Source organism: Pseudoalteromonas sp. 10-33 (assembly GCF_001469195.1).
Lineage (GTDB): Bacteria > Pseudomonadota > Gammaproteobacteria > Enterobacterales > Alteromonadaceae > Pseudoalteromonas.
In genome coordinates this window covers 15,552-36,681 of record NZ_LOFI01000007.1, presented here as the reverse complement: position 1 = coordinate 36,681, position 21,130 = coordinate 15,552, and the positions used below count along the sequence as shown (strand labels likewise).

The 21,130-nt window shown below is 39.2% G+C and carries 25 protein-coding genes; 7 read left to right on the top strand and 18 right to left on the bottom strand.

Annotated elements, in window-relative coordinates; genetic code table 11:
• Positions 1–37 precede the first annotated feature (37 nt).
• The 3 genes from ATS76_RS06585 to folB are packed head-to-tail and all read right to left on the bottom strand — an operon-like array spanning position 38 to position 1,683.
• Complete coding sequence (locus ATS76_RS06585; RefSeq protein WP_058551524.1) at positions 38–838, bottom strand: undecaprenyl-diphosphate phosphatase; 801 nt, start codon at positions 836–838, stop codon at positions 38–40.
• Positions 835–1,323: a 2-amino-4-hydroxy-6-hydroxymethyldihydropteridine diphosphokinase gene (gene folK / locus ATS76_RS06580; RefSeq protein WP_058551523.1), complete on the bottom strand. Its 489-nt coding sequence runs from the start codon at positions 1,321–1,323 to the stop codon at positions 835–837. The genes ATS76_RS06585 and folK overlap by 4 nt, the downstream gene beginning before the upstream one ends.
• Positions 1,324–1,683 carry a dihydroneopterin aldolase gene (folB, locus tag ATS76_RS06575; protein ID WP_058404938.1) on the bottom strand — a complete coding sequence of 120 codons (360 nt, stop codon included), beginning with the start codon at positions 1,681–1,683 and terminating at the stop codon, positions 1,324–1,326.
• A gap of 244 nt (positions 1,684–1,927) precedes the next feature.
• Between folB and plsY the strand changes: the two genes are divergently transcribed.
• Complete coding sequence (gene plsY / locus ATS76_RS06570) at positions 1,928–2,539, top strand: glycerol-3-phosphate 1-O-acyltransferase PlsY (RefSeq protein ID WP_058551522.1); 612 nt, start codon at positions 1,928–1,930, stop codon at positions 2,537–2,539.
• 9 nt (positions 2,540–2,548) lie between these two features.
• Here the strand turns inward: plsY and tsaD are convergent, their stop codons facing one another.
• Genes tsaD through ATS76_RS06555 form a run of 3 tightly spaced genes read right to left on the bottom strand, consistent with a single transcriptional unit; the run spans position 2,549 to position 4,550 of the window.
• Positions 2,549–3,562, bottom strand: coding sequence for a tRNA (adenosine(37)-N6)-threonylcarbamoyltransferase complex transferase subunit TsaD (tsaD, locus tag ATS76_RS06565; protein WP_058404936.1), 1,014 nt, complete (start codon positions 3,560–3,562; stop codon positions 2,549–2,551).
• Positions 3,563–3,619: 57 nt separating this feature from the next.
• Positions 3,620–4,210 carry a YjaG family protein gene (locus ATS76_RS06560; RefSeq protein ID WP_058551521.1) on the bottom strand — a complete coding sequence of 197 codons (591 nt, stop codon included), beginning with the start codon at positions 4,208–4,210 and terminating at the stop codon, positions 3,620–3,622.
• Positions 4,203–4,550 carry a putative signal transducing protein gene (locus tag ATS76_RS06555; protein ID WP_058404934.1) on the bottom strand — a complete coding sequence of 116 codons (348 nt, stop codon included), beginning with the start codon at positions 4,548–4,550 and terminating at the stop codon, positions 4,203–4,205. The genes ATS76_RS06560 and ATS76_RS06555 overlap by 8 nt, the downstream gene beginning before the upstream one ends.
• Before the next feature lie 81 nt (positions 4,551–4,631).
• Between ATS76_RS06555 and ATS76_RS06550 the strand changes: the two genes are divergently transcribed.
• The 3 genes from ATS76_RS06550 (at position 4,632) to ATS76_RS06540 (ending at position 7,013) form a co-directional block, all read left to right on the top strand.
• A complete protein-coding gene (locus tag ATS76_RS06550; RefSeq protein WP_006791572.1) occupies positions 4,632–5,063 on the top strand; it encodes a DUF2721 domain-containing protein in 432 nt (143 codons plus the stop codon).
• Positions 5,064–5,412: 349 nt separating this feature from the next.
• Positions 5,413–6,297 (top strand): LysR family transcriptional regulator, encoded by an 885-nt coding sequence (locus ATS76_RS06545; protein ID WP_058551520.1) that lies wholly within the window; start codon positions 5,413–5,415, stop codon positions 6,295–6,297.
• A 95-nt stretch (positions 6,298–6,392) separates the two neighbouring features.
• Positions 6,393–7,013 carry a 2OG-Fe(II) oxygenase gene (locus tag ATS76_RS06540; RefSeq protein WP_058551519.1) on the top strand — a complete coding sequence of 207 codons (621 nt, stop codon included), beginning with the start codon at positions 6,393–6,395 and terminating at the stop codon, positions 7,011–7,013.
• Positions 7,014–7,018: 5 nt separating this feature from the next.
• Here ATS76_RS06540 and ubiA read toward each other — a convergent pair whose 3' ends face one another.
• Together ubiA and ATS76_RS06530 are read right to left on the bottom strand one after the other, a co-directional pair.
• Positions 7,019–7,897 carry a 4-hydroxybenzoate octaprenyltransferase gene (ubiA, locus tag ATS76_RS06535; RefSeq protein ID WP_058551518.1) on the bottom strand — a complete coding sequence of 293 codons (879 nt, stop codon included), beginning with the start codon at positions 7,895–7,897 and terminating at the stop codon, positions 7,019–7,021.
• Positions 7,894–8,433 (bottom strand): chorismate--pyruvate lyase family protein, encoded by a 540-nt coding sequence (locus ATS76_RS06530; RefSeq protein WP_058551517.1) that lies wholly within the window; start codon positions 8,431–8,433, stop codon positions 7,894–7,896. The genes ubiA and ATS76_RS06530 overlap by 4 nt, the downstream gene beginning before the upstream one ends.
• A 167-nt stretch (positions 8,434–8,600) precedes the next feature.
• On the opposite strand from ATS76_RS06530, the gene ATS76_RS06525 reads away from it, so the two are divergent.
• Positions 8,601–8,999, top strand: a complete 399-nt coding sequence (locus tag ATS76_RS06525) for a flagellar basal body-associated protein FliL (protein WP_058404929.1) — start codon at positions 8,601–8,603, stop codon at positions 8,997–8,999.
• Between the two features lie 2 nt (positions 9,000–9,001).
• Here ATS76_RS06525 and glpG read toward each other — a convergent pair whose 3' ends face one another.
• The 6 genes from glpG to ATS76_RS06495 form a co-directional block, all read right to left on the bottom strand.
• Entirely contained in the window at positions 9,002–9,829 is an 828-nt protein-coding gene (gene glpG, locus ATS76_RS06520; protein WP_058551516.1) for a rhomboid family intramembrane serine protease GlpG, read from the bottom strand.
• Positions 9,826–10,143: a thiosulfate sulfurtransferase GlpE gene (gene glpE, locus ATS76_RS06515; RefSeq protein WP_004588558.1), complete on the bottom strand. Its 318-nt coding sequence runs from the start codon at positions 10,141–10,143 to the stop codon at positions 9,826–9,828. Before glpE ends, glpG begins: the two co-directional genes overlap by 4 nt.
• A gap of 68 nt (positions 10,144–10,211) precedes the next feature.
• A complete protein-coding gene (gene tdh, locus ATS76_RS06510; protein ID WP_058551515.1) occupies positions 10,212–11,237 on the bottom strand; it encodes an L-threonine 3-dehydrogenase in 1,026 nt (341 codons plus the stop codon).
• A gap of 50 nt (positions 11,238–11,287) precedes the next feature.
• Positions 11,288–12,481 carry a glycine C-acetyltransferase gene (locus tag ATS76_RS06505; protein WP_058551514.1) on the bottom strand — a complete coding sequence of 398 codons (1,194 nt, stop codon included), beginning with the start codon at positions 12,479–12,481 and terminating at the stop codon, positions 11,288–11,290.
• Positions 12,482–12,649: 168 nt separating this feature from the next.
• On the bottom strand, positions 12,650–13,213 hold the full coding sequence (gene gmhB / locus ATS76_RS06500) for a D-glycero-beta-D-manno-heptose 1,7-bisphosphate 7-phosphatase (protein ID WP_058551513.1): 564 nt from the start codon (positions 13,211–13,213) through the stop codon (positions 12,650–12,652).
• On the bottom strand, positions 13,213–14,271 hold the full coding sequence (locus tag ATS76_RS06495; RefSeq protein WP_058551512.1) for a glycosyltransferase family 9 protein: 1,059 nt from the start codon (positions 14,269–14,271) through the stop codon (positions 13,213–13,215). Before ATS76_RS06495 ends, gmhB begins: the two co-directional genes overlap by 1 nt.
• Positions 14,272–14,393: 122 nt before the next feature.
• On the opposite strand from ATS76_RS06495, the gene ATS76_RS06490 reads away from it, so the two are divergent.
• Positions 14,394–15,116: a 3-deoxy-D-manno-octulosonic acid kinase gene (locus tag ATS76_RS06490; protein WP_058551511.1), complete on the top strand. Its 723-nt coding sequence runs from the start codon at positions 14,394–14,396 to the stop codon at positions 15,114–15,116.
• Here ATS76_RS06490 and ATS76_RS06485 read toward each other — a convergent pair.
• Positions 15,105–16,190: a glycosyltransferase gene (locus tag ATS76_RS06485; protein WP_058551510.1), complete on the bottom strand. Its 1,086-nt coding sequence runs from the start codon at positions 16,188–16,190 to the stop codon at positions 15,105–15,107. The two genes, ATS76_RS06490 and ATS76_RS06485, sit on opposite strands and share 12 nt — an antisense overlap.
• Positions 16,187–17,260 (bottom strand): hypothetical protein, encoded by a 1,074-nt coding sequence (locus ATS76_RS06480; RefSeq protein ID WP_058551509.1) that lies wholly within the window; start codon positions 17,258–17,260, stop codon positions 16,187–16,189. The genes ATS76_RS06485 and ATS76_RS06480 overlap by 4 nt, the downstream gene beginning before the upstream one ends.
• A 169-nt stretch (positions 17,261–17,429) precedes the next feature.
• Here ATS76_RS06480 and ATS76_RS06475 point away from each other — a divergent pair, with 169 nt between their 5' ends.
• A complete protein-coding gene (locus ATS76_RS06475; protein ID WP_058551508.1) occupies positions 17,430–18,977 on the top strand; it encodes a capsule assembly Wzi family protein in 1,548 nt (515 codons plus the stop codon).
• Between the two features lie 69 nt (positions 18,978–19,046).
• Here the strand turns inward: ATS76_RS06475 and hldE are convergent, their stop codons facing one another.
• Positions 19,047–20,486 (bottom strand): bifunctional D-glycero-beta-D-manno-heptose-7-phosphate kinase/D-glycero-beta-D-manno-heptose 1-phosphate adenylyltransferase HldE, encoded by a 1,440-nt coding sequence (hldE, locus tag ATS76_RS06470; protein WP_058551507.1) that lies wholly within the window; start codon positions 20,484–20,486, stop codon positions 19,047–19,049.
• Positions 20,486–21,076: a D-sedoheptulose-7-phosphate isomerase gene (locus tag ATS76_RS06465; protein WP_058548704.1), complete on the bottom strand. Its 591-nt coding sequence runs from the start codon at positions 21,074–21,076 to the stop codon at positions 20,486–20,488. The genes hldE and ATS76_RS06465 overlap by 1 nt, the downstream gene beginning before the upstream one ends.
• Positions 21,077–21,130 lie beyond the last annotated feature (54 nt).

The window sequence follows — 21,130 nt, the reverse complement described above, 5'->3', positions numbered from 1 at the left end:
CTTACGGTGCTTTTTACATTAGACTGAGGCTATTAAATTACATACTTAAAAAAACGATTAAACCTAAGCCTAAAACTAATCGGTAAATTACAAAAGGTAACATTCCCATTCGTTCAATCACTTTTAAGAATAAATAAATACACGCATAAGCAGATAAAAAGGACAGTACCACCCCTAGTAACAATGTGCCCCATTCAACAACGTGGTCGCCCAATGCAAGCTCTATTGTGTAATAAAGACCCATCATTGATATAACAGGAATGGCGAGTAAAAACGAAAAGCGCGCTGCGCTTTGCTTATTCATACCTAGCATTAAACCCGCTGTCATTGTGATACCTGAACGAGAGGTACCTGGGATCATAGCAACGGCTTGCGCCAAGCCAATCATTAAAGCCGACTTCCAGTTAAGTTGATAAATTGTTTTAACTTGTTTTCCTTTGGCATCAGCGTACCAAAGCAGCAAACCAAAAATAATGGTGGTGGCAGCAATGACCCATGCACTTCGAAGGTATAACTCAACAAAATCCTTAAGTAACAAACCAAATACTGCAGCAGGTATTGTCCCTAAGATAATCCACCAGCCGAGTTTACTGTCGTCTGTTTTACCTTGTGCGCCAAACGATTTAAACCACGCACTGAGAATATCAGCCACTTCTTTACGAAAATAAATGACAACCGCTATTAAAGTGCCCACATGCACTGCAACATCAAAAGCGAGTCCTTGATCTTCCCACCCTAATATTTGTGAGGGTAAAATTAAATGAGCCGAGCTAGATATGGGTAAAAACTCAGTAAAACCTTGAATTAGCGCTAAAATTATTATTTCTAAAATACTCATGGGTTAGAAAACTCCACCTTCCATAGTTTTTGTTGAGGGTTATTATAGTCATTCCATAATTGAGCAATTGTTTGCTTAGCTACAGGGTGATAAAAACCGGGGGCAACCTCACTGAGAGGCTGTAGTACAAATGCATTTTTAGTGATTTCATCGCGCGGTAATTGCGCAGGGCTGTCGCAAATAACATCGTCGTAAAACAATAAATCTAAATCTAGTGTTCGTGGGCTGAACTTTTTATCATTAGGTGTACGACCATTATCGCGCTCTATTTCTTTTAGTAACGCACACACTTCATCTAGCGGCCTATCTGTTTTTGCCCCAACGACCGAATTATAAAAGTTATTACCTACGAAACCTACGGCTTCGCTTTCAAAAACAGACGAATGCTCTATATTTTTAAAATGCGTTTTAAGCGCTTTTAAGGCACTTTGCATATAGTGCACTTTGTTAATATTTGACCCAAGACTAATAAATATTTGCGCCATTTAAACGCTTGCCTTATTGCGAGTTATTTCTACTCCAACAGTTTGTGCTTGCGGCACTGCTGCAGGTTTACTCACTCTAATTTTCACTTGAGTTGTATTAAATTCCGTTAAAATAATGTCAGCCAATTGCTCAACAAGTGTTTCAAGTAACTCAACAGGCTTAGCAGTGCTATGTGCAATGACGCGCTCGCTTACTTTTGCGTAATCAAGTGCTAAATTAATGTCATCATTTGCGGCAGCGGGTTTAATATCACTTAGCATTTCAATATCAAAATAAAGGCTCTGTTTACTTTCTTTTTCAAAGTCGTACACTCCAATAATCGTGTCGACGTGCAATTGAGATATAAATACCTTATCCATTGATACTCCAAAAGACCAACAACTGTTCTAACTGCATAAACAAATTAAAAATTAATATTGTATATGCTTTAATCAGTGTTTAAATATGTAAAAATTCCTTCTACAATAACAAAATTACGCGTTGAGCTAAAATTGATAGAAGTATAATACTTTTTACGATAAATTTTGCCGCCAATAATAGCCCAAAAACGATGTTAATTGCATTAAATGTAACGGGTATAACGATAAAAAAATAAGGAACTATGTGTTAGCCATTTTGATGTTTGTTTTAGCGTACCTGCTTGGGTCGATTTCGTCGGCTATTTTAGTGTCGCGCCTATTTAAACTCCAAGATCCCCGCACACATGGCTCAAATAACCCAGGCGCAACTAATGTTTACCGCTTAGGTGGCGCTTTTCCTGCTGTTTTAGTTCTTGTTTTTGATATTTTAAAAGGCACAATTCCAGTGTGGGGGGCCTATTTTTTACAACTTGAGCCTTTAATTCTGGGCGTTGTTGCCGTCGGCGCCTGTTTAGGGCACATGTACCCCGTGTTTTTTAATTTTAAAGGAGGCAAGGCCGTTGCAACCGCATTTGGTGCTTTACTTCCAATAGGGTTATCCCTGGCAGGGTTATTAATTGCTACTTGGCTAATTATAGTTGCGGTAAGTCGCTACTCTTCACTTGCCGCCCTAATTACCGTTTTACTCGCACCGCTTTATACATGGTTAATTAAGCCCCTATATACATTTCCTGTGGTGTTTATCACGGTGCTCATTATTTTTCGCCACAGAACAAATATAGTTAGGTTATTTACGGGCGAAGAACCAAAAGTGGGGGCTAAAAACGCCCCCACCGATAAAAATAAACCAACATAACCCGTTAAATTAAATGGGCTCGAGGCTGTCTATTGGCCAACGTGGCTTGGTTTTCATATCGAGAGTTGCAAACTGACCTGCTTTTAAACGCTGCATTCCGGCATAAGCAATCATTGCGCCGTTATCTGTGCAAAACTCTGTGCGCGGATAATAAACCTCACCTTTCATCCCTTGCATCACGCGCTCAAGCTGAAGCCTAAGCTGGGTATTTGCGCTTACTCCACCTGCAATAACTAAACGTTTGATACCTGTTTGCTTAAGCGCTCGCTTACATTTGATAACTAACGTATCAATAACGGCGGTTTGAAATGCATGAGCTATGTCAGCTTTAGTTTGCTCGTCTTCGTCATTTTCACGAATGGTAATCGACGCGGCAGTTTTTAAGCCACTAAAGCTAAAATCAAGGCCTGGCTTGTCAGTCATTGGACGAGGAAAGATAAATCGCTTTGGCACACCCTGCTCTGCTAATTTAGCTAAGCGAGGACCTCCTGGGTAATCAAGACCTAATAACTTAGCTGTTTTGTCAAACGCTTCACCTGCAGCATCATCAACAGATTCACCCAGTACTTCGTATTGACCAATGCCTTCAACTTTTACCATCATGGTATGGCCACCAGAAACAAGTAACGCAATGAACGGAAATTCAGGTACGTTTTCTTCAAGCATAGGAGCAAGTAAGTGCCCCTCCATATGATGTACCGCTACAGCAGGAATATCCCAACCATAAGCCAAAGAGCGGCCAATTGAAGTACCCACTAACAGCGCCCCAACCAAGCCTGGGCCAGCGGTATAAGCAATACCATCTAAATCTTCAGGGCCACAACCCGCTTGAGCAAACGCGGCATCAATAAGAGGTAGAGTTTTACGCACATGATCGCGTGACGCAAGCTCAGGAACCACACCACCGTAGTCAGCATGCACTTTTACTTGGCTGTATAATTGATGGGCTAATAAACCTTTTTCATCATCATAAATTGCAATACCAGTCTCATCACATGACGATTCAATGCCTAAAATTCGCATTGTACTTCTCCCGCTTTTTTATCACTACTTAACCAAAGTTCAAGTTACTTAATTTGTTTATAACGCCAAACCAATATTTGTTTGACCATCAACAACAGCAAATTTTTTCAGCGCCTTTACACTTTCTGAAGTAATACGCCCCATATTTTCAACAAAATCAATAAGCTCAGCTAACACTTCAATTTCATACTGCATCAAAGGGTGTTCCCTAACAGCGGTATTGTCTGCAATTTGACCGTCTACTGTCATTTGGTATTCAATAAAGCGCGCAACGGTTGCTTGCGAAATTTTACTAACGCTTACAAATTCTTTATCGTCTTGTGCCATTAAACCATGCATCAAGCTCAGTAATGACGTAGCCGCATCAATAGCTGGGTATGTACCAAACATATCAAAATCAGCCAGCTCTGGAACATTCGGTTCCACTTTTTCAACTTGCTTTTCTAAATCAATCTTACTTTTTGGTAGCAAGATTTTTTCCCAACAAACATTAAGCGCATTACGAAGTAACGTTTCATCACCAAACCCCGTAGCTTCACTAAATAAGCCGTAATTTGGCAACATACGTTCAATTAGCGCACTTGCTAATACCGCTTTTTGTAAATAGTTTAGCTCTCTAATACGCTGAAAATTATTTGCTTTAGTCATTCTTTAACGTCTCACATGACCAACAAAAATCAAATGTTGACCCATTATGCTCATTACAGTTAGGACATACCCAATCTGGAGCGGATTGTTTTACTTGCTGATAGTTTACCAATATTTGTCGCGCATGGCGCTCTTTTATCGCATAAACCTGCACTCTAACTTGTGCCTGATCGAAAGGAATTTCTCCAAGTGCGCCTTGAAGCATTTCTCCTGCAACTTTACACTCTATCCCGCCTGCTTGAATTAACCCCTTAACAATATTAGCTTCTAAGGTGTTGGCTGCTTGGTAAATTGTTATCCAATTAAATGCACTATCTGTTGTGTTTTTATGAGTTTGCAATATCGACCTCGATTATTTTGTGTGTACAATACTTTAAGGTATTGAGAACGTTATTAAACAATATTCAAAAAAGGCGCAAGCATGACACTTACAACCCCGGGTCTACTTTTTCCAGCGATATCTTTATTACTTCTTGCTTATACAAACCGATTTTTAGTGCTTGCGCAATTAATCAGAGAATTAAATGCCAGAGAAGGCGAGTCAATTCGCCCTGTCGTTGTTGCGCAAATTACCAATTTAAGAAAACGTATAAAACTAATAAGAACGATGCAAGTTTACGGTGTAGGCTCCTTTTTATTGTGTACTTTGTCTATGTTCGCTCTTTTTATTGAGTTTAACACCACGGGTATTATTTTGTTTGGCGTAAGCTTAACCTGCTTAAGTTTATCTTTATTAACGTCTTTATTTGAAATTCATATTTCATGTGATGCAATAGAAATTGAACTTCAGAATATTGAAAACAAACCATTAAGTAACAGAGCAAACAAAAACTTTGACAATAAAACAAGCTAAAAGACTAAAATTCGTGCAAATATTTTAATTATTGCTTAATCAATGCTCTACTTTGTGGCATACTTTTTTATTAATTAGCATAATAAAGTTATCTAATATTTTATTTATACCTGCTTATTATTTTAACTTTGCCAGATAGGGATGTTAGGTGAATACTAAATTATTAGCCTTTAGTCTAAAGGTTAATACTTTTTAACATTTTTACACTTTTATTATTGTGCAAACAGATATATTGTGTGATCTATCGGTTATAAATTTACATATATTTTTTAATAGTTTAGACAGGTAAAACAAACAGAATATTGATGTAGCATTACATCACAACTTACTTATAAAAAGGGACTATAAAGTGAGATTTGAGCAATTAGAACAATTTGTAGCACTTGGTGTGTTACGTCACTTCAGACAGGCCGCAGAAAAAACGCAAATTAGTACTTCTGCGCTTACCCGTAGTATTCAAACCCTAGAAGATGAAATGGGCTATGAGCTAGTTACGCGCTCAACCCGCTCAGTAAAACTGACTCCTGAAGGCGAACTTTTTCTTGATTACGCCAAAAATACACTTAGCGAATTAGAAAACACCAAAAAGCGCCTGTTTCAATCTGTTCATGGCAATGCCGATGAAAAACTTATTATTGGTTACACAAATAAGGCGAGTAATATTGTGCCTATTTCATGTGGGCAATTTTTAGCGCAGTACCCACATGTAAAAATTGAAATGCAATTACAAGAACAGCATGAATTAACGCGTAAGCTTCAAGAAGGTGAAATAGACATTAGTGTTTATTCTCAAGCTATAAATAGTATTGGTAGTGATATTCATCTGCCTGATCAACTTATTTTATTTGTATCTAAACATCACCCGCTTGCCCAAAAAAGTGACATAAGCAAACTCGAACTAGACTCCTATTCAGCCTTTGGCTGTTTCTCTCAGTCAAAACAAGTTCAAACCATGCTAAATGAAGCCATTGATTCTTTAAATAAATCATCAACTATTAAAATGGGCAGTATTGAACAGGTTATATCTGGCATTACTAAATCAGATAGTTTTGCAATCGCCAGTATTGAACATGCAAACACAGTGGCAGAGCACACCGACCTGGTTCAGTTAAAAACAAATAAAGACCTAAGCCATGAGCAGTTAGTTGTTCAAACAAATCAACAAACAGCTGTTACTGAACACTTGGCACATTTACTTTCACTCATAAAAAAAGCAGCCACAACAATTAATTAATCCATTGTTATTTTTGAAATAGGTGCAGCACAAAACAATAGCTTTTTACTCTTTTTCGGCTAAACTGGCGCACCTTCAAAAAAAGAACCACATAAATGATCAACTTTTCAACCGATGGTGCGTTTTATAACGATATTGAAAACCGCGGTTATACAGTTATACCCAATGCCATAAACAAAGAACTGATAGCTGATTTAATGGCTGATTGTTATCGTATAAATCCGCACTTTAGCCTTGCTGGTATTGGTCGTTTAAATCATTTACAAATTGACGATAATATTCGAAAAGATAAAACTTATTGGTTTGATGGGTCATCCCAAGCACAATTAACCTACCTAGCTGTTATGGAGAGTATTCGCACAACGCTCAATCGCACTTTTTTTATGGGGCTATTTGATTATGAATGTCACTATGCAAAATACACTCAGGGTGACTTTTATAAAAAGCATGTCGATGCCTTTAAAGGACGCTCAAATAGAGTATTTACCAGCGTTTTTTATTTAAATACACCAGGCGAGGGCGGTGAACTTGTAATTTACAAGCCAAAAAGCAAAGACATTGAAGTGACTATTGCGCCAGAGGCGGGAACGTTAGTCTTATTTGAAAGCGAGCGCTTTGTCCACGAAGTATTACCAGCAGTAGATAATCGGTATTCAATTGCTGGCTGGTTTAGAAAAAACGCATCAATTAGCGGAATTATTGATCCCCCTCGTTAATATAACTAAATGTTAATGGGGTACGAGAATAGTAAACCAGCAAAAATAGCCATACCAACATAATGGTTGTTTAAAAATGCTTTAAAGCATGCGTCTCTATCTCGCCTTAAAATTAATACGTGTTGATAAATAAGCAACGTAACTGCAATTAGTAGTCCGCCCCAAAACGGCATACCTAAATGATTAATCGAACCTATATAAGTTATAAGTGCGATAAATAAAGCATTTAATACAAAAATGATATGGCGGTCGAAGCGACCAAATAAAATAGCGGTCGATTTAACACCAATTTTTACATCATCATCTCTATCAACCATGGCATACATAGTATCGTACGCAACCGTCCAGCATATATTAGCGAAAAACAGCAACCAAGCCTGTATAGGTAATGCATCAATAGATGCCATATAAGCCATAGGAATTGCCCAACCAAATGCGGCCCCAAGCACGACTTGCGGCAATTGGGTGTAGCGCTTCATAAACGGATAGCAAAACGCGAGCGCAAGCGCACCAAAAGACAATAAAATGGTGTTAACACTCAGCATTAAAACCAAAATAAACGCTACAAAGATCAGTAATAAAAATAAACTTAGTGCTTCTCCGCTTGCTACCGTACCAGATGCAAGAGGACGTTGAGCTGTACGTTTTACAGAGCCATCTACTTTTCTATCTGCAAAATCATTTATCACACAGCCTGCACTGCGCATTACTACAACACCCAAAGTAAACACTATAAAATTAATTAAGCTCGGCGTACCGCTATTAGCAAGCCATAAAGCCCAATATGTTGGCCATAAAAGCAATAAAGTACCTATTGGCTTATCAACACGCATAAGCTGTAAATAATAAGAAAAGTGCTTAGCTTTTAAAGCTGCTAATTTCATAAGTAAAGATACGCTCCAGGTAAAAATACTTCCGCCACCAAAAATTGATACTCACTTAACGAAAACACACTGCGGCGACCTAATAATGTTTGTATTGGCAAATTTTGCTGTGCCACTAAATTTTGTATTGAATGGTTGTTATCGAAACGGGCTATTTCAATATTTTGACGAACAAGCTCGGGCTGTTGAAAAATAACATCGCCTAAGGGACGCTCTCCCATATTATGAAGCGAATTGTGAGTTTGGTTATTCGGCAGCCAACTTTGAGCATAAACCATGGGGTGATTATCGCATAATAAAAGCACTTCTCTGTTTAACGCCGATGACGTTTTGCAGTCTAGTAATTGCTGCTGTTCATGGTTTAATTTAAATGTCTGTTCGCTGAGTACTTTTACACTAAAAGAAGTTGCTTTACTTTTTAGTTTAGCGGTTAAAGAGCGCGGCTCAAAAAGCCATTCTCGCTCTGTAGGTGTTAAGTCATCGGTTTGTATAGCCGATAGCCAGTTAGCTGATAAAGATAAAGGAAAAGTTGCCACAATAACTCAATAAAATATAATCCAAGTAAATGATAACATTGCCTAAGCATTTGAAAAAGTGCCTATTCACTAACCCAAGTAACTAATATAAATAATCGCTTGGCGCTGTTTATTACCTATTATTAAGTATAAACTATTTACAACAGGTTTTCGGAAACGCTTTAAATATGAAAAAAATAGTATACGTGGGTCTTTTTACATTAATTATGAGTTTAGTGAGCCTGAGTGCCCGAGCAGAGTCAACGGTTGGTTACTTTGGTTTTGAACCTGACATAATCACTAATTATATTGGCGCATCAAGTAAAAAAATGGGTTATGTGCGCGTTACCGTTGACTTAATGCTAAGTGATAATTCAGACATCGCTGTTGTTGAACATCACACCCCTTTATTAAGAGACGCTATTGTAGAAATTTTATCGAAAGAGCCTGAAGAAAAAATAAAGTCATTAACTGGTCGCGAAGAAATTCGCGCAAAATGCATAGAAAAATTAAAAAGCCTGTTAAAAGAAGAAACAGGCCAAGAGATTATTCGTGAAGTATTATTTACTAAGTATTTGTACCACTAAGTTCAACTACCTTTAGGCTCATTAGTAAATAGTTGGGCGGTATAGGCAAACGCCATTCCGCTCACAAGTCCACCTAAGTGTGCCCAATTAGCCATTCCAAAAAACAACACATCAGCAAAGCCAAGCACTAACCAAACAAGCATAAAACCTACAATTGAGGTACTCACTAATGCCGGTTTATGCGGGTTTAAAAAACTATGAATCCAACAATAACCTAGCAAGCCGTATACCACGCCACTTAAACCGCCAAAATTAGGCCCAACAATTAAATATTGCGCCCAGCTACTGATTAAAGCAGTAACAAAAAACAGCCCTATTAGACTCAATTTTCCACATTGCTTTTCAATATTGTCTCCAAGTGATACCCACCATATTAAATTAAACACTATGTGGATTGCGCTAAAGTGAACCAAGGCCGGCGTTAACCAAGTTATAGGAGACGAAGGATCAAATTGTAATGCAGAATAAATACTCTCAAACCCACCCAATAAAAACGCAACATAAATAACAATACTAAATACACTGACTGACTGATTAAGCCAACTCAGCGCTTTAAATCGCGCTATGAGATTTAGCGATTGCCCTTGATACTTTAGGGGCGATTGCGTACTACCTACATGCCAAGAAGCTTGCTGATATCGTGGATGAGAGGGATTTTGAGTAAACTCAACCCAAAGCGGTTGTACCTGGTGAAAATGCTCTTCAGATACACTAATAACAACATGGCTACCATCGGTTGAATGAAGGCGCCCATCTAAACCTTGGCTTTTTAAATAATCTATGAAGCCTTGTGCGGCACGCGGGTTATTTAAACTGCCAAGTTCTATCATCGTTCTACTTTCTCGCTGTAGGCTGCTTCCCAAGCTGTAAAACCGCCATCCATGCTATATACATCCTCAAAACCTTGCTCAACTAAATAACTTGCAGCACCTTGCGAGCTCATACCGTGGTAACACACAATAATAATGGGCTGATCGAACTCTTTTTCCATCATAAACTGTGCAATATTGGCATTTGATAATGCCTCAGAGCCTGGGATATGGCCCGCTTGATATGAGTTAGGATCGCGTATATCTGCAATTACTACGTCTTCTTTGTCTAATAACTCATGCGTTTGCGCAATCGATATATGTTTAAATGCCATTGAACTCTCTTTAATAAATAAAATAAAAAAGGCGGCCATAGCCGCCCTTCTTGTAATTTTTTATGGAATTAATCCCAATTTAAAATTACTTTTCCTGACTGACCTGAAATCATCATATCAAAGCCAGCTTGGAAGTCATCTACAGAATACTGATGCGTTATGATTGGGCTTAAATTAAGACCTGACTGAATCAAACTTGCCATTTTGTACCAGGTTTCAAACATTTCGCGACCATAAATACCTTTAATCACTAAACCTTTAAAAATAACTTGGTTCCAATCTACCGCCATATCTGATGGCGGAATACCTAACATGGCAATTTTACCACCGTGGTTCATATTATTAAGCATTGAATTAAACGCGCTTGGCACACCTGACATTTCAAGGCCAATATCAAAACCCTCTGTCATACCTAGCTCTTTCATTACATCTTCAAGCTTTTCATTGGCAACGTTTACAGCCCGTGAAGCCCCCATTTTACGAGCTAAATCTAGGCGATATTCGTTTACGTCGGTAATTACAACGTGGCGAGCTCCAACATGTTTTGCAACAGCTGCTGCCATAATACCAATTGGGCCTGCACCAGTGATAAGTACATCTTCGCCAACTAAGTCAAACGATAGTGCGGTATGAACTGCGTTACCAAATGGGTCGAAAATAGAAGCGAGTTCGTCAGAAATATTATCTGGAATTTTAAATGCGTTAAATGCAGGAATAACTAAATATTCGGCAAACGCACCTTCACGGTTTACACCTACACCCGTTGTATTACGGCATAAATGTACACGCCCTGCACGACAATTTCGACAGTGACCACACGTAATATGCCCTTCGCCGGATACGCGGTCGCCAACCTGAAAGCCACGAACTTCTTGTCCCATATCAACGACTTCACCAACATATTCATGACCAACAACCATAGGCGTTGGAATGGTTTTACTTGCCCATTCGTCCCACTTGTAAATATGTACGTCGGTACCACAAATAGCTGTTTTGCGAATTTTAATCAGTAAGTCGTTATGACCTACTTCTGGCTTTGGTGCATCTGTCATCCAAATGCCCGGTTCTGCTTTTAATTTAGATAATGCTTTCATAATCCACACTCAACTAAAAAACCAAAGCGAGGCTTCGGTTTAAAATAAAATTAAATAACGCCCATTTCTTTAGCAATACGGGTAAATGCATCGATAGCTGTATCGAGTTGATCAATACTATGTGCCGCTGAAATTTGTGTACGAATACGCGCTTGCCCTTTTGGTACTACAGGGAATGAAAAACCGGTTACGTAAATGCCTTCAGCAAGTAGCTTATCAGCCATTAACGAGGCTACTTTGGCATCTCCTAGCATTACAGGGATAATTGCATGATCTTTACCTGCACATGTAAAACCAGCAGCTTCCATTTGCTCACGGAAATATTTAGCATTTGACCAAAGTTTAGCGCGAAGCTCGCCGCCATTTTCAAGCATTTCAAGTACTTTAATTGATGCAGTAACAATTGAAGGCGCTAATGAGTTTGAGAACAAGTATGGGCGTGAACGCTGACGTAACCATTCAACAATTTCTTTTTTACCTGATGTATAACCACCTGAAGCACCGCCGAGCGCCTTACCTAATGTACCAGTAATAATATCTACTCGGTCAAGTACATTACAATACTCTGGTGTACCTTTACCGTTTTCGCCAACAAAACCAACTGCGTGAGAGTCATCAACCATAACAAGAGCATCGTATTTATCGGCTAAGTCGCACACAGCTTCTAAATTACAAATTACGCCGTCCATAGAAAAAACGCCATCGGTAGCAATTAGTTTAGTTTTAGCGCCTGCTTCATCTGCTGCAATAAGTTGCTTCTCAAGATCAGCCATGTCGTTATTTGCATAGCGAAAACGCTTAGCTTTACATAAACGTACACCGTCGATAATTGATGCATGATTTAATGAATCAGAAATAATAGCGTCTTCTGCGCCTAAAATAGTTTCAAACAAACCTGTATTTGCGTCAAAACATGAAGAATATAAAATCGTATCCTCTGTTTCTAAAAACGCACTGATTTTTTGCTCTAACGTTTTATGGATATCTTGCGTGCCACAAATAAAACGAACAGACGCAACACCAAAACCATGATTATTTAAACCGTTTTGCGCAGCTTCAATTAGCTCTGGGCTATTAGCTAAACCTAAGTAGTTATTAGCACAAAAGTTGATTACTTTACCTGATGCAACTTCGATTTGAGCTTGCTGCTGGGACTTAATAATACGTTCGTTTTTGTACAAACCTTCTGATTTTACGTCTTCAATTTGCTGTTGTAGCTGGCTAAAAAAAGCAGATGCTCTCATCTGTGTTCTCCATTTAATTGAACGGGTAAACAACAACATTTTAGTTACTGTTTAATATGGGGGGTATTGTAAAAGTTTAGCGAAGAAAATGCACGGTTTGCAGTTCGTCGCAAAGTGGCTAACTGGCAGGAATTCCTGCCAGTTTACAGCCAATTAGGGTAGGGTTATTTACCTGCTTAAAAGTGCAGTTAACTCATTGATTGAATCAATAACTAAATCAGCATGTTGAGGTGCATCGCTCGGTAAATTTTTACCAGACCTTACTAATACTTTTACGCCAATACAGGCGTTACTGGCCGCTTGCATATCACTAAGCTTGTCGCCCACCATAATACTTTTTTTTGGGTCGATGCTATGGGTATCAATACCCTCAAGCAACATACCTGGCGCAGGCTTTCTGCAACTGCACTCTTTCAAATATTCAGGGTGCGCTTTTTTTGGGTGATGTGGGCAAAAATACACATCGGTAACTTCAATGCTGTGAGCACTAAACTGGTCTTTCATCCACTCGGTCAGTGCTAAAAAATCAATCTCACTATAATAACCTCGACCAATTCCTGATTGATTAGTGACGATTATGATTTTATAGCCTGCATCGTAAAATGTTTTACAGGTGCTAAAAACACCTTCAATAAATTCAAATTTATCGCTTTGATACACATAACCATGATCAACGTTTACCACGCCATCTCGGTCTAAAAAAAGTGCTTTATTTTTTTGTTGTACATTCATTACAAAGACTCTTTTTGTACGACATGGTTAAACATCGCTTTTACATCATCAACTGTAATTTGGCTCATTAAATCATCGCCTTTTACGCGTGTTCCCCACGGTACTTGCTCAGCCGTTTTACCTGTTTGCTTAAACAAGTTTTGATGATAAACCTCTACCACGTAGTCTTGATATAAATAAGGACCTGTGCGTGCTGGGTTTGAATGTGCATATAAACCAATAACCGGCGTACCAACTGTTACTGCCATATGCGCAGGACCCGTGTCGGGCGCAAGCACTAAGCTGCCACGCTTTAACACGCACAACAACTCTTTGAGTTTTGTTTTACCTATTAAATTTAAAATAGGCGTGTTGCCATGCTCAATAATGCTATTTGCTAGGTTAATTTCAAGCTCTGTTGGGCCACCCGTCAATACCACCTTAAAGCCTTGCTCGCTTGCATAATCAGCCAATGTGGCATAACGTTCAGCGAGCCAATTACGCTGCGCTTTACTAGCTGCGGGCGATATTACAAATAGTTTATTAGTTAGGTATTCTGATGTTAGTAACTCATCTGCAACCGCTTGGTCTTGCTCTGTATATGGCATGTTCCAACTCGGTTTATAATCAGCAACACCAATGGCTTTTGCAAAACCTTTAAAGCCTTCAAGAACGTGCGCCTGAGCTTGTGGCTCTATTCGTTTATTAATAAATAAACTGTGCAATTCTTTTGAACGTGCCCAGTCAAAACCAATTTTTATTTTTGCCGGAATACAGCGCGCTACAAACCCAGCCCTTAGTGCAACTTGCATATTAAGTAACACATCAAACTGTTGATCTTTAAAGCGTTGTTTTAAGCTTTTAAGTGCGGCTTTGCCTTGCTTTTTATCAAATACCACCAGCTCAACGCCAGGTAAGTCAGCAAGTAACATGGCTTCTATTTTTCCAATAACCCAGGTGATTTTTGCATTAGGGTGTGCTTTTTGAATAGCTTGTACTGCACTCACACCATGACATACGTCACCAATGGCTGAGAGTCTTAATATACAAATAGATGAATAATTAGGAGCTTGAGTCACGCATTCCCTTAGGTATTAAATACAAAAGCCGATCTTAAATTATAATCACGCTATTGCAAGCACTTATCCTGCGCTTTAAAACGCGCTAATATAGACACATTATTTAGCAATTACACAGAGCTATGTTTAAACAACACGTGCAAGGCAATCACACTGTATTAAGCCATCCTAAATACACAAGCCAAATTACCCTCGATTGGTTTGATGCAAATTATTGGCAACAACAAAATAAAATTGTGGGTGCTAAAAAAGGCAGAGCAACAGCATGGTTTTTTAAACAAGACAAATTAACAGCCGTGCTGAGGCATTATTGGCGTGGTGGTTTAGTCGGTAAATTACTAAGCGATCAATATTTATACCCTGGGCTTGAACAAACCCGCGTGTATAAAGAGTTTAGCTTAATGAGTAAACTTTTAGAGCTTGGTTTAAACGTACCCACCCCTATTGCAGCTAAAGTAACCCGCAGCGGATTAATTTATCGTGGTGATATTATTACACAAGCGGTAAGCGGCGCTAAAAGCCTGCTCGACATTTTAATTGAGCGCCCTTTAAATAATGATGAGCTTGAAAATATAGCCAGCACTCTTGCGTTATTTCATATTAAAGGGGTGTACCACGCCGATTTGAATATCAATAATATTTTATTTAATGAAGACGGCGACGTATATATTATCGACTTTGACCGGGGTGAAATTAAGCAGCCAAACGCACAGTGGCAGCAAGCTAATATGGCTCGCCTTGCACGTTCATTTTTAAAAGAACAAGGCCGGAACAATAGCTTTTATTGGCAAGTTAACGACTGGAAAACTTTGCATACTATTTATAAGCAAAAGCTATCTGCTTAGCGCTAAATACTGCTGAGAAACTTGCTCAGCACTCACTTTTTGCAAAATATCGGCGCTTTCCACGCTCGGCTTATTTGCTAAAACTTGTTTTATTTTAGCCGTTAGCTCTTCGCTATTTCCTACAGGTACTAAGTAATTAGCCAGCTCGCCTGTTAATATTTCACTCGGCCCGAAGGTACAATCAGTACTCACTACAGGTGTACCCACTGCTAACGCTTCAATTAACACTGTTGGCAACCCCTCAAAGTCAGAGCTTAAAACTAATGCCTGCGCGTGTTTAATCCAATTATACGGGTTTTGTTCAAACCCGGGGACAACTAATCGCTCTGCAATGCCATACTCTTTTGCAAGCTTAAACGCTTTTGCTGGCTTATTACACAAAAGCACTAATTTGTATTTTTTATCAAGTTTGGCAAATGCTGCAAATAAAATATCGTGGCGCTTTTGCTTAGCTAAGCGACCAACATGAATTAAATAAGGAGACTGCAGGATAGCCGTATTAATTTCATCTGATTGGCGTTTTATTTCAGCTAAGTTAAATGGATTATAAATAGTAGTTATTGCGCTTGGCGTAATTAAATCGCCTTGAGTGATTTCTTGCTCTACCCCTTTGGATACACAAACGAGTGACTTACCATTTAGGTTTTGTTTTGATTTTTTAAGATAGCGATATGAAAGTGGCCCTAATTTTTTTTGCCTCGCAAGCTCTGCATTTACTGAGTTATGCACAACAAAATGCACATTTTTAACCGCGCTTTTAGCGAGTAAATTATTGCTTCTATCAAGATTTGAAAGTACTAAATCTATCGCGCCTATATCTTGTTGCTTTTTGTTAAACCAGGCCTCTAACATTGCAACGCTTTTATTTATGTTCCAAAAGCGGTCTACTTTTGAAGCCCTATCAGAAAATAAACTATCGACTTTAACGCATTCAGGAATATCGTATTCAATGGAGCTTGCAAGTGATAATAAAGTAACATGATGCTCAAGTTCAACAAGCTGCGCAGCCAAAGTAAGCATCACTTTTTCTGCGCCACCGCCAACAAGAGAGTCAATTACTATCACAATGTTCATGCATGGCTTCCTACGAGCATATTTTTTACAGCACTGGTAATTACGCTATAGCTTTGAGGGTTCTCTAATTTATGGTATTTAATTAAGAGGGATTTGTAGCGACTGTCTTCTATTGCGTGTTCAATTTTAGAGACTATATCATCAGCATTAAGGCTTGCTTTAATAACTACGCCTGTATTAACACAATTTTCTAGGCGAGTGTGTTGGTCTTTTGAAATGGCACAAGCTATAACAGGAGTTTGCAATGCAATAGCCTGCAACAAAGTATCACCAGCACTCAATAGAGCCAACTTTGCTTGACTCAATAAAGCTAAAAAATCAGTTCCCTCTAAACTTGTTAAACAAATAAGCTCGCGTGTTTTTGGTATTCTTTTTGTATAATTAGAACCAAACACGACCACTGTTTTTAAACCTGTTTTTTTACCCGCTTTAAGCGCGGTCTCGAAGTAGGTGTCTGCACAATTTAAATTATTAAATGTATGTCCACCAGAGCCAGCATTTACTAATAAGTAGTTATTCTCTTCAAGCCCATATTTGTTCAAAACTTGCTTTTTTTGCTCAACTGAAGCGTGTGCAACGAAAGGGCCAACATTATGCGGGTGAGCTAGGGGAAACATATCTAGCTTTGTATTTTCCACCCAACTTAAAGGCGCAATGCAATAATCTGGCTGTACAACCCAATGCGCATCAATTAAATTTGCACGGTTAAGCTTTAACCCTTTTGCGCGCTTTTTTTCATGTTGAGAGATAAAAACAACTTTAGCGCCCACTTCTTTTGCCGCTTTCATGTGTGCTGCGCGCCCAGCGCAATCAAATACAACAACGTCTGGTTTGTATGCAGTAATAAAGTCGCACACTAATGTAACTTCTTTGGTTGCTGAAGTCTCAAGTAAGGTGGTATCAAAGGGGCAATTATCAGCGTAGGCTGTATACTTATTTAAAATAAAATGAATATCAAGCATCCCAGCAAATTCGGCGAGTAACCCATTAGCCAACGACAACGAGCGCATATATTCACCAATTCCTTCTGGTGACGATACTGGAATAAATAAAAGTCGTTTGTTGCTCATTGCATTCTCAATTTCCTATTTGATCTTTAGTATATCAATCAGGCCTTTGTTACGATAGATAGGTTACATTTTTATACATTTAATTGACCCTATAAATTTGAATATTTACTGCAATAACATACTTAGATTGGTAAACTTGCCAGCAATCTTAATCACAAGGACCTGAACTTTGCGACACAGAATTTTTATTCTTTCAACATTATTTAGTGCTATCAGTTTGTCTGTTAATGCTGAACCATGGGTTAAACCAGACGACTACGGACTCAGAACCGATATTCAACAGCTTGCTGATGCTGGCGTTATTTTAGCGCCCGTAACAACATACCCGTTAATGTGGAAAAGCTTTATTAATGATGTTAGCAGTATGCCCATCGAGCAATTATCTCCAAGCTTGCAAGACGCATTATTGCGTGTGAAGCATCGTTATAAATCTGAAAACGCAAGTTCACATAGTGTGCAATTATCAGCTTATGCAGCCACAGATCCAATAAATACAACGAGCTTTGGCGCGACCAACACTCAAAAATCAGCGCTTTCGGCAGCCTATGCCTACCTGGGAGATAATTTTGCCGCCAAAGTTGCACTAAGCTCCAGAAAAGACGGTAAAAAATGCTTCATTAGCGGAAAAACTAACGATGACATTGTAAAAAATGAGCAAGCATTAACTGACTGTGGTGATACGTCACTTGATGATAGTTACTTAGCTTACAGGCTAGGTAATTGGATTTTTAGAGCCGGCGCCGTAGAGCAATTTTGGGGACCTGGTGTTGATAACAGTTTAATTATGTCAGGTAATGCCAAGCCTTTGCCTGCACTGAGTGTAACGCGTGAGCAAAGCACTGCGTTTGAAACCCCATGGTTAAGCTGGATAGGGCAATGGAGTTTTACAGCACAAATGGCAAAGCTCGAATCAACCCGCGTAATTCCTGATGCATTACTTTGGAGCAGCCGTTTAAATATTCGCCCAGTTCAACAGTTGGAAATAGCGGTAAGCTGGTCTGCACAATGGGCTGGCGAAGGGCAACCAAGCTCTGCCGGTGACTTTATTGATGTTATTACTGGGCAAACAACTTGTATTAATGGTAATGAAAATTGCGACAGTCAGCTAGAGTCTAAAATTGGAAATCAACTTGCAGGCCTCGATATTCGTTGGTCTGATATATTGTTTAGCCACCCATACGCTATTTATGCCAGTACTATAGGTGAGGATGCCAGCTCACAATTTAAACCTGCTGACCGAGCTTACTTATTTGGGGTGCAAACGACCCAACACATTTATGATCAAAATGTATTAGTGAATGTAGAATACATAGATACGGGTGTTTCGTGCTCAGCTGAATCAACCAATGAAAACTGTTATTACGAGCACTCCGATTATAAATCAGGTTACCGCTACCACAGCAGAACTATAGGTTCAACGTTTGATAATGACGCACAATCGGTAGTCTTAACCATATTAGGGCAACTTTCAAACGGAGATGACTGGCAGGTAAAATTACGTAGCGTGGATTACAACAGCGATAACAGTGATTTATACCCTAATAACCCCGACATTGGTAACTCAATAACCAAAACAGGCTACAATTCCAAACAGCTTGAACTTCGCTATAGAAAAATCACCATGGGTGGGCGTTTAACATTAGGTGCTTTTGCATCTCAAAATGACGATCCTGAAAACGATACATCTGCCTTTGCTAAATACGAATATAACTTTTAAAAGTTGTAGAGTGATAATAGAAAGGGTTGAAAACGCAGTTTTCAACCCTTTTTATTATGAGTATTTATATTACTGCTTTATTTTACTAATCACTTTTGATGTAGAGCAGCCATCTAAAAATGTCAGCACTTCTACTTTGCCGCCATGGCGCAGTACATGATCGGCACCGGCTATTTGCTCTATGGTGTAATCGCCACCTTTAACTAAAATATCAGGGCTAATTTGCTCGATTAATTTAGCAGGTGTGTCGTTTTCCTCAGCGCTGCCAAACGGAATAACCCAATCAACAGAGGCAAGTGCACTTAATACCATTGCGCGCTCATCAAGTGGATTTATTGGGCGCTCAGGGCCTTTTAAACGGGTAATAGATTCATCGTTATTTAACCCAACAACGAGTCTATCTCCGCGCGCTTTAGCTTGTGCTAAATAGCGCACGTGGCCTGCGTGTAAAATATCAAAACAACCATTGGTAAATACAATGGTTTCGCCGTTTTGTTTTGCAAACTCAATATGTTGTAGCACATCATCAAATGGGGTTTGGTAGTGCTCACCATTAGTGTGTAAGTATTGGCCTAGCTTTTGGCTTAGCTCTTCTGGTGACACTGTGGCTGCCCCCAGTTTACTTACTACAATACCGGCGGCTAAATTAGCAATTTCTACTGCATCTTTAGGGGCCATACCTGCTCCAAGCATTACAGCTAAAGTTGCAATAACGGTATCACCTGCGCCAGTTACATCGCTAACTTCCAGCTGCTGAGCTGCAAAGTCGTGTTTTTCATCGGCATTAATTAACGACATACCTTGCTCTGAGCGTGTAAGTAGCATGGCTTTAATACCATTTTTACTAATAAGCTCACGGGCACTTTGCGCTAAAATTTCTTCAGAGCCGGTTTTTCCACCTGCTAAATTAAACTCATGCAAGTTAGGCGTAATGTAATCTGCGCCCTCGTACAAATGTAAGTCAGGCGATTTAGGATCGATAAGCACGGTTTTACCCGCCGCTTTGGCAATACTCACCATCTCTTTAATTAAACTGAGCGAGCCTTTGCTGTAATCAGAAAATACCACAAAATCGTATTCATCAAGCACCAGCTCTAAGCGATTTAATAACAGTTGGCTATGTTGTTCGCTAAAGGTCTCTTCTAAATCAAGGCGTACAAGTTGTTGATGGCGGCTAATAACACGCATTTTAGAAATAGTAGGTAAATCACATACACTCACAAGTTGTGAACTTATTTTTTCACCTTTTAAAATTGTTTCTAAAATTTGCCCGCATTCATCTTCCCCAATTAAGCCAAGTAACCCTACTTTGGCATCAAGCCTAGCAATGTTTTTAGCAACATTGGCAGCTCCACCGGCTTTGTCTTCAAACTTGCTTACTTTTACTACAGGGACTGGCGCTTCTGGCGAGATACGCCCAGTGTCACCGTACCAGTAGCGATCGAGCATTACATCGCCCACCACTAAAATACGCGCTTTAGATAAATTTTTTAATAGCGATAAATCCATTACTGCTGCTCCGCAACAACCATATCTATGGCTTCACATAACCAGTGGCCAATAAACATATGCGCTTCTTGAATGCGGGCTGTTTCATCGTTTTTGATAATAATTGGCAGCTTGGCAATGTTTTTTACTTTTCCACCATCACGGCCTGTTAATGCAACAGTAAACGCGCCAATTTTATTTGCAGCTTCAAGTGCTAAATTAATATTTGCACTGGTACCTGAGGTTGTTAAACCTATGACTAAATCTTCTGGTTTACAAAGCGCCTGAACTTGGCGCTCAAACACGGTATCAAAGTGGTAATCGTTACTGTGCGCAGTCAGAATTGACGTATCGGTTGTCAGCGCCATAGACGCAAGCGGTCCGCGCTCTAATTTATAACGTACTACAAATTCGGCCGCTAAATGCTGGGCATCAGCCGCACTTCCGCCATTACCAAACCAAATAACCTTACCACCAGCTTGTAATGCACTATGGCATGCTTCTAATAACTGCATAGACTCTTGATGATAAGCCTCCATCGTTTCAAATAAGGCTTGATGACGGTTTAAACTTTCAACGTAGCTTGTTGCCACAGAATCGATAATTGACATGAAAAATTCCTCTAGGAACTGAAATGGCAGGAAAAAATTAAATCCATTATTCCA